This window comes from Mesorhizobium sp. KR9-304 (assembly GCF_040049215.1).
GTDB lineage: Bacteria > Pseudomonadota > Alphaproteobacteria > Rhizobiales > Rhizobiaceae > Mesorhizobium_K.
In genome coordinates this window covers 509,996-522,776 of sequence record NZ_JBDZDN010000003.1, presented here as the reverse complement: position 1 = coordinate 522,776, position 12,781 = coordinate 509,996, and the positions used below count along the sequence as shown (strand labels likewise).

At 64.9% G+C, this 12,781-nt stretch carries 14 protein-coding genes; 5 read left to right on the top strand and 9 right to left on the bottom strand.

The window, feature by feature from the left end:
- Nucleotides 1-2: 2 nt before the first annotated feature.
- From ABLE71_RS18740 to ABLE71_RS18725, 4 genes are all read left to right on the top strand, one after another.
- On the top strand, nucleotides 3-782 hold the full coding sequence (locus ABLE71_RS18740; RefSeq protein WP_348785165.1) for an ABC transporter ATP-binding protein: 780 nt from the start codon (nucleotides 3-5) through the stop codon (nucleotides 780-782).
- A complete protein-coding gene (locus ABLE71_RS18735; RefSeq protein ID WP_348784970.1) occupies nucleotides 782-1,561 on the top strand; it encodes an ATP-binding cassette domain-containing protein in 780 nt (259 codons plus the stop codon). Before ABLE71_RS18740 ends, ABLE71_RS18735 begins: the two co-directional genes overlap by 1 nt.
- A 7-nt stretch (nucleotides 1,562-1,568) precedes the next feature.
- Nucleotides 1,569-2,663 (top strand): aminotransferase class V-fold PLP-dependent enzyme, encoded by a 1,095-nt coding sequence (locus ABLE71_RS18730; protein WP_348784969.1) that lies wholly within the window; start codon nucleotides 1,569-1,571, stop codon nucleotides 2,661-2,663.
- A gap of 180 nt (nucleotides 2,664-2,843) precedes the next feature.
- Entirely contained in the window at nucleotides 2,844-3,095 is a 252-nt protein-coding gene (locus ABLE71_RS18725) for a hypothetical protein (protein WP_348784968.1), read from the top strand.
- Between the two features lie 48 nt (nucleotides 3,096-3,143).
- Here the strand turns inward: ABLE71_RS18725 and ABLE71_RS18720 are convergent, their stop codons facing one another.
- From ABLE71_RS18720 to ABLE71_RS18695, 6 genes are all read right to left on the bottom strand, one after another.
- Nucleotides 3,144-3,686 (bottom strand): MerR family transcriptional regulator, encoded by a 543-nt coding sequence (locus tag ABLE71_RS18720; protein WP_348784967.1) that lies wholly within the window; start codon nucleotides 3,684-3,686, stop codon nucleotides 3,144-3,146.
- 129 nt (nucleotides 3,687-3,815) lie between these two features.
- Nucleotides 3,816-4,139 carry an integration host factor subunit alpha gene (locus ABLE71_RS18715; RefSeq protein WP_348785164.1) on the bottom strand — a complete coding sequence of 108 codons (324 nt, stop codon included), beginning with the start codon at nucleotides 4,137-4,139 and terminating at the stop codon, nucleotides 3,816-3,818.
- Nucleotides 4,140-4,299: 160 nt separating this feature from the next.
- The gene (locus ABLE71_RS18710) at nucleotides 4,300-5,271 is read right to left on the bottom strand and encodes a beta-ketoacyl-ACP synthase III (RefSeq protein ID WP_348784966.1); all 972 of its coding nucleotides are present in this window, start codon (nucleotides 5,269-5,271) and stop codon (nucleotides 4,300-4,302) included.
- Between the two features lie 9 nt (nucleotides 5,272-5,280).
- Entirely contained in the window at nucleotides 5,281-6,345 is a 1,065-nt protein-coding gene (gene plsX, locus ABLE71_RS18705) for a phosphate acyltransferase PlsX (protein ID WP_348784965.1), read from the bottom strand.
- A 159-nt stretch (nucleotides 6,346-6,504) separates the two neighbouring features.
- Nucleotides 6,505-7,062 carry a DUF177 domain-containing protein gene (locus ABLE71_RS18700; protein ID WP_348784964.1) on the bottom strand — a complete coding sequence of 186 codons (558 nt, stop codon included), beginning with the start codon at nucleotides 7,060-7,062 and terminating at the stop codon, nucleotides 6,505-6,507.
- Nucleotides 7,063-7,072: 10 nt separating this feature from the next.
- Nucleotides 7,073-7,615 carry a ubiquinol-cytochrome C chaperone family protein gene (locus ABLE71_RS18695; protein ID WP_348784963.1) on the bottom strand — a complete coding sequence of 181 codons (543 nt, stop codon included), beginning with the start codon at nucleotides 7,613-7,615 and terminating at the stop codon, nucleotides 7,073-7,075.
- Nucleotides 7,616-7,747: 132 nt separating this feature from the next.
- On the opposite strand from ABLE71_RS18695, the gene ABLE71_RS18690 reads away from it, so the two are divergent.
- Nucleotides 7,748-8,284: an outer membrane protein assembly factor BamE gene (locus ABLE71_RS18690; protein ID WP_348784962.1), complete on the top strand. Its 537-nt coding sequence runs from the start codon at nucleotides 7,748-7,750 to the stop codon at nucleotides 8,282-8,284.
- 80 nt (nucleotides 8,285-8,364) lie between these two features.
- Here the strand turns inward: ABLE71_RS18690 and ABLE71_RS18685 are convergent, their stop codons facing one another.
- The 3 genes from ABLE71_RS18685 to ABLE71_RS18675 form a co-directional block, all read right to left on the bottom strand.
- Nucleotides 8,365-10,506 (bottom strand): sodium-translocating pyrophosphatase, encoded by a 2,142-nt coding sequence (locus tag ABLE71_RS18685; protein ID WP_348784961.1) that lies wholly within the window; start codon nucleotides 10,504-10,506, stop codon nucleotides 8,365-8,367.
- Between the two features lie 270 nt (nucleotides 10,507-10,776).
- On the bottom strand, nucleotides 10,777-11,502 hold the full coding sequence (locus ABLE71_RS18680; RefSeq protein WP_348784960.1) for an NYN domain-containing protein: 726 nt from the start codon (nucleotides 11,500-11,502) through the stop codon (nucleotides 10,777-10,779).
- Between the two features lie 69 nt (nucleotides 11,503-11,571).
- Nucleotides 11,572-12,780 (bottom strand): MFS transporter, encoded by a 1,209-nt coding sequence (locus ABLE71_RS18675; protein ID WP_348785163.1) that lies wholly within the window; start codon nucleotides 12,778-12,780, stop codon nucleotides 11,572-11,574.
- Between the last annotated feature and the right edge of the window lies 1 nt (nucleotide 12,781).

The window sequence follows — 12,781 nt, the reverse complement described above, 5'->3', positions numbered from 1 at the left end:
TCCTGGCTCATCTTGACGGCGTGTCGGTCACCCATCGGGCCGACGGGAAGACAACCGCTGCGCTGGAGGCGGTCGACCTCGATATCATCTCCGGCGAGCGCCTCGCGATCATCGGCGAAAGCGGCTCGGGCAAGTCCACGCTGGCGCTGGCTCTCGCCGGTCTGCTGCCGGACAATGCGGACGTCACCGGACGCATCCGCTGGCCGGCGCTCGGTCATACTCCCCTGCCCGGCCGCGATATCGGGTTCGTTTTTCAGGATGCGGGCGCCAGCCTCAACCCCGTGCTCACGGTCGGCGAGCAGATCGCCGAGGTCGCGCAAGCACATCTCGGCATCGGTTGGTATGAGGCATACGGGCATGCCCTCCGTCTGCTGGAACGGGTGCACATTCCGCAGCCGGAGGCCGCGCTCGGCGCCTATCCGCATCAACTCTCCGGCGGACAGCGCCAGCGCGTCTGCATCGCCTCGGCGATTGCCGCCCGGCCGAAACTTCTCATCGCCGACGAGCCGACCAGCGCGCTCGACATGGTCGTGCAGGCCGAAATCGTCGCGCTGCTGCAGGAACTCGTGCGCGAGGACGGCATGACGCTGGTCTTCATCACGCACGACATAGCGCTCGCCTCGGGCTTTGCCGACCGCATCGCGGTGTTCCGCAAGGCAAGACTGGTGGAGATCGGACCGCGCGAAAAGGTCTTGGCGCATCCAAGGGACGCCTACACCGCCTCCCTCATCGCCAGCCACATCGATCTCCACTCGCCACCGCTGATCGACGAGGCGGCCTGATGAACGCCCCTCTCCTCGCCGCCACGGGCATCTCGAAGACATATGCGAACGGAAGCCGTCGGGTCGCCGCCCTCGACCAGGCCTCTGTCGCCGTCACGCACGGCCAGACACTCGGCCTGGTCGGTTCCTCGGGCAGCGGCAAGTCGACGCTTGCGCGCATTCTGCTGCGCCTGATCGAGCCTGACGCCGGCCGCATCGATTTCGCGGGTGTCGATCTCCTGTCGCTGCGCGGCGAGAAACTGCGCGCGATCCGGCGTCACATCCAGATGGTGTTCCAGGATCCGCTCTCCGCCTTCAACCCACGCGCCACCGTCGGCAGCGCGCTCGCCGACCCGCTGCGCATCCACGCCATCGCCAACCCATCCGAACTTCGGGCCGCCGTCGCCGACCTGCTCGAACGTGTCGGGCTAGGCCCGGCGCTCGCCTTGCGCGCCATCCACGAGATTTCCGGCGGGCAGCGCCAGCGCGTGGCGATCGCCCGCGCCATCGCGACGAAGCCGGACCTCATCGTGCTCGACGAGGCGTTGTCGGCGCTCGATGTCTCGGTGCGTGGAAAGATCCTCGATCTGCTGGTCGACCTGCAGCGCGAGCACGGCATCGCCTATATCTTCGTCTCCCACGACCTTGCCGTCGTCCGCGCGATTTCACACCGCATAGCCGTCATGGATGCCGGCCAGATCGTCGAACACGGTCCTGCCCGCGACGTTGTGGCCAATCCGCAATCGGCCGCCGGGCGCGCGCTGGTCGCTGCCGTGCCCCGCCTTCGCCTCAACGCATAGAGCTTTCATGTCCCAGCCGTCGCCGCTTCTCGACCTGCCACCATATCCCGCCGACGGTTACAAGCGGCTCGCCGACCGCATCGGCGCGCTGCTACGCACGAAGAACGACGTGCTCCTGGTACAAGCTGAAGCCATCGTCGCCCTGGAGGCCGTTGCGACGAGCATCGCATCGCCCGCGATCTCGGCGCTCAACATCGTCACCAGCCCTTACGGCGCGTTGTTCGGCGACTGGTTGCGGCGCGGCGACGCGAGGGTCGCGGATGTGACCGCGCGCCCGGCGAAGCCGATCGGCGTCGACCAATTCGCGGCCGCTTTGGATGCCGCCCCCGACGTCAACCTGGTCTCGCTCGTCCACGCGGAATCGGCCAGCGGAATCCTCAATCCTCTTCCCGAGATCGCGCGTCTGGCCAAAGCGCGCGGCGCGGTCCTGGTGGTCGACGCCGTGGCGTCCTTCGGCGGGCACCAGCTCGACGTCGACCGGCTAGGCGTCGACATCGCCGTGATAGGCCCCCAAAAGGCGCTTTCCGGTTCGTCGGGCCTCTCCGCCGTCGCCGTCGGCGCAAAGGCATGGCAGCTGATCGAGCAGACCAGAGCGCCGGTTCAATCGACGCTCTCGCTTGTCGACCTCAAGCGCAACTGGCTCGATGCTGGACTTGGGATGCTGCCCGGCATGCCCTCGGCGCTCGAGTTCTTCGCGCTCGAAGCCGCACTCGACCGCGTCGAAGCGGAAGGGCTGGACGCGATCGTTCGCCGCCACAGGCTCGCTGGCGCGGCGACCCGCGACGCGATGCGTGCGCTCGGGCTTTCGACCTGGGTCGCCGACGCATCGGCATCGGATCTGGTGACTGCACTAACGCTGCCGGAGGGTGTCGAGACGGCCGAACTGCTCCGCCGTGCAAACCTGGCCGACGCCGACCTCACCGCCGGCGTCGGGCCCGGCGCCGAAAGCCTTCTGCGCCTCAACCACACCGGCCGGCGGGCGCAGCGCCAACCGGTGCTTGCCAATGTGGCAGCCCTCGCGGAAGCGCTGCGCGCAATAGGCATCGACACCGACCTCGATGCCGCCACGACGGCAATCGCCGCTCACTACGACGCGACCTGAAGCCGTTCGCCTGCATCACAATCCGGTCGAAATCATCCTCTATCGAACGAGACATCGTTGCATCTGGCGACGAGTTTCGCGTGCATCGCCGTAAGGAGAGACCATGAGCTGACTTTGCCCTGGCCAGGCCATTTGCCCGTCACGTCGACGGTCGAACTGTGCCCAGAAAGGAGCCAAGTCATGCCGAAAGTCTCCGTCCGCCTCTCCAGGAACGCCGCTGAAAAGGCAAGGAAACCCGACGACCTCAGGGAAGCGGCGCTCGCCGCCTTCCAGGCCGCCGGCGCCGGCGACATCTACTTTGCGCTGTTCAAGTCCAACGGCCAGCAATTCGCGCTGTCGTCGCGGACGATCGTCGAGGTCGACTGGGTGCCGAACCGGCTGCCGGACAAGGTGATCCGACAGGGCGGAAGATCGTCTGCGAAGAAGCGATAGACGAAAACGGCGCGCTTGCCTGCCGCGCCCCACAACCACCCTGCTCGATCAACGTACCTGGTCGAGCAGGCGCTTGCACTCCAACAGGTCGAACAGCGCTTCCTGAAGCAGCGCGCGATTGTCGCGCGACAGCTTGCCGTCGCCCGGTTGAACCGGGCCTTCGTCATCGGGCTTGCCGAGCCCGAAGAAGCGGCGCGGCCTTGCCTTGGCTTCGCCGACCAGCATCTCGTCCTCGCCCTGGCGCGGCTGCGCGGCAGCGGTCAGCGGGACCGACGCCTCCGCCTGCTTGCGCTGGGCGATCGCCTCGACCGCGGCGCGGTCGCCGCTGCCGACGGCGATCAGGAACTGGTTGCCGTTGTCCCGCAGCAGTTTCTGCACGCCCTTGATGGTGTAGCCCTGATCGTAGAGCATGTGACGGATGCCCTTGATCAGTTCGACATCCTGCGGGCGATAATAGCGACGGCCGCCGCCGCGCTTCATCGGCTTGATCTGCGTGAAGCGCGTCTCCCAGAAGCGCAGCACATGCTGCGGCAGATCGAGGTCTTCGGCCACTTCGCTGATGGTACGGAATGCGTCGGGGCTCTTGTCCATGGCGCGGCCCTTTTGTGAAAGTCCGAATCGCTACTCATTTCAGCGATTTGCGCGCCAATATTCAAGCCGCGGTCCATCCGAGGCGCGGCTTATGCACCGGAAGGCGTGATGCCGAGCGTCTGTCGCCGGCTACTTTGCGGATTTTACCTTGCTGTTTTGATGCATCCGCAGGATGCGGCTCTTGAGTACGTTCGATGCCTTGAAGGTCATCACCCGGCGCGGCAGGATCGGCACTTCTTCGCCAGTCTTCGGATTGCGCCCTACCCTCTCGTTCTTGGCGCGGACGTGGAAGGTGGCGAAGGAAGAAAGCTTCACGGTTTCGCCGCGAACGATCGCCTCGCATATCTCGTCGAGGACGGATTCCACGAGCGCAGCGGACTCCGTGCGTGAAAGGCCTACCTTGCGGTAGACGGCTTCGGCTAGGTCGGCGCGAGTAAGTGTTTTCCCTCCCATGCGACCGTCCAACCATCCCCTCGGTAAAAACAAATAAACGATACAAACACCAAGAACGTTAGGGAATTGGCCACACTAGGTCAAGGACCGAACCCGCCACGTCAAGTCGCGACAGACAATAGTGTGGCATTCCGGTTCGCCTTGCCGGCTACGCTCCGCGCTACCAGCGCACCAGCACGGCGCCCCAGGTGAAGCCGCCGCCCATCGCCTCGAGCAATACCAGGTCGCCTTTCTGGATGCGGCCGTCGGCAACGGCGACGGAGAGCGCCAGCGGAACGGAAGCCGCGGAGGTGTTGCCATGAAGCTGCACCGTGGTGACGACCTTCCCCTCGGCGATGCCGAGCTTCTTCGCCGACGCGTCGATTATGCGCTTGTTGGCCTGATGCGGCACGAACCAGTCGATGTCCTCGGAAGTGATCGCAGCCTTCGCGTAGGTGTCTTCGATCACGTCAGCGATCATGCCGACCGCGTGCTTGAACACCTCGCGGCCCTCCATCCTTAGATGCCCCACCGTGCCGGACGTACCCGGCCCGCCGTCGACGAAGAGCTTGTCCTTGTGCGCGCCGTCCGAGCGCAGGCTGGACGCGATGATGCCACGATCCGAAACCCTGCCTTCGCTCTCCTCGGCCTCGAGGATCAAAGCGCCGGCGCCGTCGCCGAAGAGCACGCAGGTCGAGCGGTCGGTCCAATCCAGGATGCGCGAGAAAGTCTCGGCGCCGATCACCAGCACGCGCCGGGCGAGCCCGCCCTTGATATAGAGATCGGCCGTGGTGATCGCATAGACGAAGCCGGAGCAGACCGCCTGCAAGTCGAACGCGAAACCGTGCCGCATGCCGAGCCGGTTCTGTATGTCGACCGCGGTCGCCGGGAACGTGTTATCGGGCGTCGAGGTCGCGACCACGATGAGGTCGATGTCGTCGGGGGTCAGTCCGGCATTGTCGAGCGCGGCGCGCGCGGCAGCCTCGCCAAGCGAAGCCGTCGTCTCGCCCTCGCCCGCGATATGGCGCTGGCGGATGCCGGTACGCTGTGCGATCCATTCGTCGGACGTCTCCACGATGCCCTCGAAGTCGGCATTCCTCATGATGCGGCGGGGCAAGGCGGAACCGATCCCGCGCACGACTGATCTGATCATGAAAGGGCTCTATTCCTTGTCGTCTTCCTCGGCGACCCTCGCCGCTATTTTCTTTGGGTGCCGGGCATGGAACAGGTCGAGGTCGGCATCGATCCTGTCCAGCAGTCCGTTCCTCACCATGTCGTAGCCGAGTTCCACGGCTGCGGCGAAACTCTCGTCGTCGGCGCCGCCATGGCTCTTCACCACAATGCCGTTGAGACCGAGGAAGACGCCGCCATTGGCCTTGCGGACGTCGAGCTTGTCGCGCAGCCTGTTGAACGCGCCCTTGGCGAGGATATAGCCGATCCGCGCCATCAGCGTGCGCTCCATGGCCGCCTTGAGGAACGACGACATCAGCCGCGCCGTGCCCTCGGCCGTCTTCAGCGCAATGTTGCCGGAGAAGCCCTCGGTGACGAAGACGTCGACCGTGCCCCTGCCGAGATCGTCGCCCTCGACGAAGCCGTGATAGCTCATCGACATCAGGCCCGCCTCGCGCAGCAGCTGGCCCGCTTCCTTGACCTCCTCCTGGCCCTTGATCTCCTCGACCCCGACGTTCAGAAGGCCAACGGTCGGACGGTTGATGCCGAAGAGCGCGCGCGACATGGCGGCGCCCAGGATCGCGAAGTCGATGAGCTGGTGCGCATCCGCGCCGATCGTGGCGCCGACATCGAGCACGATGCTCTCGCCGCGCATGGTCGGCCAGATCGACGCGATCGCCGGGCGGTCGATCGTCGCCATGGTGCGCAGGCAGAACCGCGACATCGCCATCAGCGCGCCGGTGTTGCCGGCCGAAATGCAGCAATCGGCCTGGCCGGCCTTCACCGCCTCGATCGCCTTCCACATGGACGACTTCCAGCGGCCATGGCGCAGCGCCTGGCTCGGCTTGTCGTCCATCCTGACCGAGATCTCGCAATGGACGAGTTCGCTGATCGCGGCCACCTTGGGATATTTCTCGAGGATCGGCCGGACCTCGTCGACCTTGCCGTAGACGAGAAATCGCACGTCGCTGCGGCGCTCGGCGACTTTCTGCAGGCCCGGGATCACCACGGAGGGCCCGTGGTCGCCACCCATCGCGTCGATTGAGATTCTGATCAAGAGGCCACGATCCGTTCAGGTTGCCTGGTATGCCGACGATGTTTGCGGCCGGTCTTTGCATTCATTTTGTGCAGCCCGGAAAGGGCTGGCGAAAAGTTTGCGCAAAATAGCGGTTTTGGCCGCAGGCACAACCGCGATTTCGCAGGCTGGATGGACTATTCAGTCTTTCCGCGAGAGCCGGCGCAATTTTTCCTGAAGCGGACCTTCAGGCTCGGAATTGGCATCCTTGTCGCTGTCGGATACCAGCGTCGCGCCCGGCTTTCGAGGGTAGGGATCGATGGCAAGGCCGAAAAACTGCTCGGCTAGAGCGCCCACGTCAATGGTGTCGCCGGTGAAGGTTTCGGGACCATCGGGGCCTTCCGCGTCGATATGGATCTCGCCCCCTCCCTCGAAGCCCAACCGTCCGAGCTTCGAATCCTCCGGCAGGAAAAGCCCTTCGACGGCCTCGTCGATCCTGGCCTGCAGCGGATCGAGCGTCACAACGCATTCCTGCGTGATGTCAGCCTCGACACGGCCCGAAACCTTTACCCCATGGCGCTTCCAGGGCGCGACGAGCAGTTCGGCATGGAAGCGCTCCACCGACACCAGCCCATGCGCAGCCGCCAGCGCCTCGCGCTGGCGCGCGTCCGCGTCGATCAGCACCGGCATGCCGCTTTGCGGCAACCTCGTCACCGAGGCCTTGAAGGATACCGGACTTGCGCCTTCCTTTTCGTGCATCTGCTCCCTTTCAGGCTGCCGCCGGCGCCGGAAAGCTGATCGAGCCGCCCCGGATGGCGTCGGAATCCTGCGCGGCCAGCACTTCCACGGCAACGATGACGTAATCCGCCAGTCGCGCCCCCTCCGGCCAGACTTCAGCATCGGGTCGGATGTTGCGCATCAGCGCGGCCCTCAACGTTTCCCGGTCGTTGCGCCCCAGCGCATCGTCATAGGCCGCCGTGCGGCCGTAGTACATGCGAGCAAGCTTCTTCATGCGCTTCGGTATGCCGAGATCGCCGATGCCGAGTTCGCGAAGCGAATGGTCCACATCCTCGAAGAAATCGTCGATGAGAATCTGCGCCAGTTCCTGCGAAGCACCGGTTTCGCCGTGCATCCTGTGCTGGAACAGGAACATGTGCAGCGACAGCATCTCGAAACGCCCGAGCGGCGTGTCGGGCACGTTCCAGTCCGAATAAAACGGCGGCTGCCGCGCGGCCGCCACGATTGAGGCGTAGAGCGACTCCGTGATGGCGCGGTTCGCGCTGCGCTCGCGGCCGAACAGGCGCTGGAACATGAAACAGGTCTCCCGGCGTCACTTCGCCTGGCGGCGTTGTTGCATCGCCGCCGAAGCTGGTTTACCGGTTTTGCCGCGCGGTGCAAGGTTGTGGGGAAGGTTCCGGCGCAGCCCGGCCGTTTGCAGATTTTGATGGAGTTGTTGTTGCCAGCGTCGAAATTCAAGACCCAGCTCCTGCCTCGAACCGCCGGCGCGATGTCGGTCGTTCTGGCGGCCGGGGCGATTGCGGGCTGCAACACATCCAAGACATTCGCCGGCCTCACCCCCGGCGAGACACTCACCCAGGGCTACGTCATCGACGAGCAAGCTATCGAGTTGGTGCCTGTCGGCTCCAGTCGCGAGCAGGTGCTGCTTGCGCTCGGCAGCCCCTCCACCACGGCGACCTTCGACAACGAAGTCTTTTATTACATCTCGCAGACGCGCAAGCGGCCGGTTGCCTTCATGAACGCCAAGCTCGTCGACCAGCGCATTCTCGCCGTCTATTTCAATGCCGAGGGCCGGGTCGACAACATCGCCAATTACGGGCTGAAGGACGGCAAGGTGTTCGACTTCATCTCGCGCACCACGCCGACAGGCGGCAAGGACCAGAACTTCCTCGGCCAGATGCTTTCGGGCGTTGGAAATGTCGGTCAGACCGCGGCGAAAAACATCCTCGGTGGCGGCCAGTAGCCGCTCGCCGCATCCGCCGCGAACAAAAAAGCCCGCCGGAGCGATCCCGCGGGCTTTTGTTTGATCTTGGTCCGCTGGCCTCAGCCGTGCGCGAGCACGGCCAAGAGCAGCAGCGCGACGATGTTGGTGATCTTGATCGCCGGGTTGACGGCGGGGCCGGCGGTGTCCTTGTAAGGGTCGCCGACCGTGTCGCCGGTCACCGAGGCCTTGTGCGCCTCGGACCCCTTGAGGTGCTTGACGCCGTCCTTGTCGACGAAGCCGTCCTCGAAGGACTTCTTGGCGTTGTCCCACGCGCCGCCGCCCGAGGTCATCGAGATCGCCACGAACAGGCCGTTGACGATGACGCCGAGCAGAGACGCGCCGAGCGCGGCGAAGGCCGAGGCCTTGGAGCCGGAGATCAGCAGCACGCCGAAATAGACGACGAGCGGCGCCAGCACCGGCAGCAGCGAGGGGATGATCATCTCCTTGATCGCAGCCTTGGTCAGCAGGTCGACGGCACGGGCGTAGTTCGGCTTCGAGGTGCCGGCCATGATGCCGGGGTCCTCGCGGAACTGGCGGCGCACCTCCTCGACGATCGAGCCCGCCGCGCGGCCAACGGCCGTCATGGCGATGCCGCCGAAGAGGTAGGGGATAAGGCCGCCGAAGATCAGGCCGGCGACGACATACGGGTTCGACAGGTCGAAGGAGACCGTGCCGAGGTCCGCGAAGTACGGATAGGTCGCCGCGTTGGCCGCGAAGTACTGCAGATCATAGCTGTAGGCTGCAAACAGCACGAGCGCGCCGAGACCGGCTGAGCCGATGGCATAGCCCTTGGTCACCGCCTTGGTGGTGTTGCCGACCGCGTCGAGCGCGTCCGTGGAATGACGCACTTCCGGCGGCAGGCCCGCCATCTCGGCGATGCCGCCGGCATTGTCGGTGACGGGGCCGAAGGCATCGAGCGCGACGATCATGCCGGCGAGGCCGAGCATGGTGGTGACCGCGATCGCGGTGCCGAACAGGCCGGCGAGCTGGAAGGTCGAGATGATGCCGCCGACGATGACGATCGCCGGCAGCGCCGTCGATTCCAGCGAGACTGCAAGGCCCTGGATGACGTTGGTGCCGTGGCCTGTGACGGAAGCCTGCGCGATCGAGTTGACCGGGCGCTTGCCGGTGCCGGTATAGTATTCCGTGATGACGACGATCAGGCCGGTCACCAGAAGGCCGATAAGCCCGCAGATGAACAGGTTCTGTCCAGTGATGACGACGCCACCGCCGGTGCCGATCTCGCCCCAGCCGATGGTAAGGGAGGTTGCAGCACCGAGGCCGATGACCGACAGGATGCCGGTGACGATCAGGCCCTTGTAAAGCGCGCCCATGATCGAGCCGTTCGAGCCGAGCTTGACGAAGAAGGTGCCGACGATCGAGGTGATGATGCAGGCCCCGCAGATGGCGAGCGGGTAGAGCATGACGGAGTCGAGCACGGCCGTGCCGCCAAAGAAGATCGCGCCGAGAACCATGGTGGCGACCACAGTCACCGCATAGGTCTCGAACAGGTCCGCAGCCATGCCGGCGCAGTCGCCGACATTGTCGCCGACGTTGTCGGCAATGGTCGCCGGGTTGCGCGGGTCGTCCTCGGGGATGCCGGCCTCGACCTTGCCGACAAGGTCGCCGCCGACGTCCGCACCTTTGGTGAAGATGCCGCCGCCGAGACGTGCGAAGATCGAGATCAGCGAGGCACCGAAGCCGAGCGAAACGAGCGCGTCGATGACGACGCGATCAGCCGGCGCATAGCCCATCGGGCCGATGAGCACCCAATAGTAGACGGCGACACCGAGCAGCGCGAGACCGGCAACAAGCATGCCGGTGATGGCGCCGGACTTGAACGCGATGCCGAGGCCTGCAGCGAGGCTGTTCGAGGCGGCCTGCGCGGTGCGCACGTTGGCGCGGACCGAAACGTGCATGCCGATAAAGCCGGCCAGCCCGGAGAGCACTGCACCGATAAGGAAGCCGAGGGCGGCGGTGACGGAGAGAAGCCACCAGGCGAGCAGAAGCACGACCACCCCGACGATGGCGATGGTGGTGTACTGGCGGGCGAGATAGGCCTGCGCACCCTCGCGGATGGCAGCGGAGATTTCCTGCATGCGTGCATTGCCCTGGTCGGCCGCAAGGACCGAACGCGTCGCCCAAATGGCGTACAGGACTGAAAGCAGGCCGCAGGCGATGACGACGTAAAGCATGGTCATGCCGAATTCCCTGATTGCTGGTCCGAAAGACCCCTCCCCGGACCGATGAGAAGGAGACCGAAGCCCGAGAAGCGGATTTCGATCTTTCGGAGCGGCTTATGCGAAACGGCCTTGCGAACGTCAAGATAATGTTCAGCTTTTGCCCGTGTTTCGGCCAGATCGCACCGGTTCATCCGACGCGAATCCGCAACCGGGCGGAATAAGATCGATTGAAATATGCGCACCGGGCGGTGGCACGCCGGAATCGCGATTTCATTGCTTCGGTTCGGACTACCGCTTTGGCTTGACGCGGACCTCGATCATTCTGCCACCTGCGCCGTTCGCGTTGCGGACTTCGACGGATTTGAGACTTTCGACAAGCGAGCTGAGCTTCTTGAAGCCGTAATTGCGCGGATCGAAGTCCGGCCGGCGTTTGTTGAGTATCTGGCCAACCTCTCCGAGACGCGCCCAGCCTTCTTCCCCGGAGAGGTCGTCGATGGCGGCCAGGATGTCGTCGACGGGCAGCCGCGCATGTTTCGCCGTTTTCGCCTCGCCGCCGCCCTTCTCCTCGCTGATGAGAAGGTCGCAATAGAAAAAGCGGTCGCATGAACGCACATAGGCCGTCGACGCCTTCTGCTCGCCAAAGCCATAGACCGAAACGCCATCCTCGCGGATGCGGCTGGCAAGCGTGGTGAAATCGCTATCGCTGGACGCGATGCAGAAGCCTTCGATCTGCCCGCGATGCAACAGGTCCATCGCCTCGATTGCGAGTTTCATATCGGTCGCGTTCTTGCCCGTCGCCGCCGGCGGAATATGAACGGGGGTGAGTGCATATTCATGCACGAGCGGCTGCCACGCGTTCATTGCGGTGCTGGCGAAGTGACCGTAGACGCGCTTGACGGTTATGGTGCCGAGCGCGGACGCTTCCCGGATGATGATTGGCAGGAACGCCGCACGGACATTGTCGGCGTCGATCAGCAGGGCAAGCCGGGCGCGAGGCGTGGCGTCGGTTGGCATCTAACGTACCTCCTTTGCCGAGCGTAGCTTTTTCGGCAGGCCATGGCGACCGCAGCAGCGCAGGTCTCGCTATCCGTGACTTCCGGCGAACCGCCGGCGTCCGACCGCCAACCCGATCAGCCCGATCAAGCACAGCCCCGCCACCGGGAACACGATCCAGTTCAGCATTTCCCAGCCCCAGGCATTGTAAACCGCGCCGGAAGCCAGGGAGCCGAACGCCACGCTGCCGAACAGGATGAAGTCGTGCAGTCCCTGGACCTTGCCCTTCTCGGAACTGCGGTAGCTGCCTGCGACCATTGCGGTGGCGCCGATGAAGCCGAAATTCCAGCCGAGGCCGAGCAGAATGAGAGAAGTCCAGAATTGCCAGAGCTCTATGCCGGAAAGCGCCACGATCGCGCAGGCGATCAGCAGGACCAGCCCTGTCGCGACGATCGTCTCCTTGCCGAAGCGGGATATGAGGGCACCCGTGAAGAAGCTCGGCCCGAACATGGCCATGACGTGCCAGGAGATGCCCATCGCCGCCTCGTCCGGAGTGAAGCCGCAGCCGACCATGGCCAGCGGCGCGCCGGTCATCACGAAGCTCATCAGCGCATAGGATCCGACAGCGCAAAGCAGGCCGACGGCAAACTGCGGCTGCGTGGCGATTTCCCAAAGCGTCCGCGCGGGCTCGGCAGCATGCTGATCGTGCGACGAGATCTTGGCCTTCACCCGCAGGAACGAAATCAGCACGGCGCCGACCGCCGCGAGGCCGATGATGGCCGCAAAGGCCCCGGCGAACATGACCGGCGCAAGCAATTCGCGTGTGAAGATGACGATCTGCGGGCCTATGACGGCAGTGAACACGCCGCCAGCGAGCACGAAGGAAATGGCGCGCGCCTTGAATTCCGGCGGCGCATTGTCCGCCGCCGCGAAACGGAACTGCTGCACGAAGGCGCCGCCGATGCCGACGATCAGCAGGCCTATGACAAACAGCCAGAAGCCTGATTGGAACAACGCCAGCGTCGCGACGAACCCGCCAAGGGCGGTGACCAGCGTGCCGACCTGGAATCCGTTGCGCTGGCCGAGCGTGCGAATGATCCACGCCGCCGGGATAGCGCCGAGTGCGACACCGACGTTGAAACCGGTGACCGGGGCGGTCGCCAGCGACTTGTCGACATCAAGCAGATACTGGCCGGCGAGCGCGCCAAGCGAAATGGACACCACCGCCGCCGACCCGACGATCGCCTGCGTGGCTGCAAGGATCAGCGACGTGCGACGGGCCTCGCGCTCGACCGACATG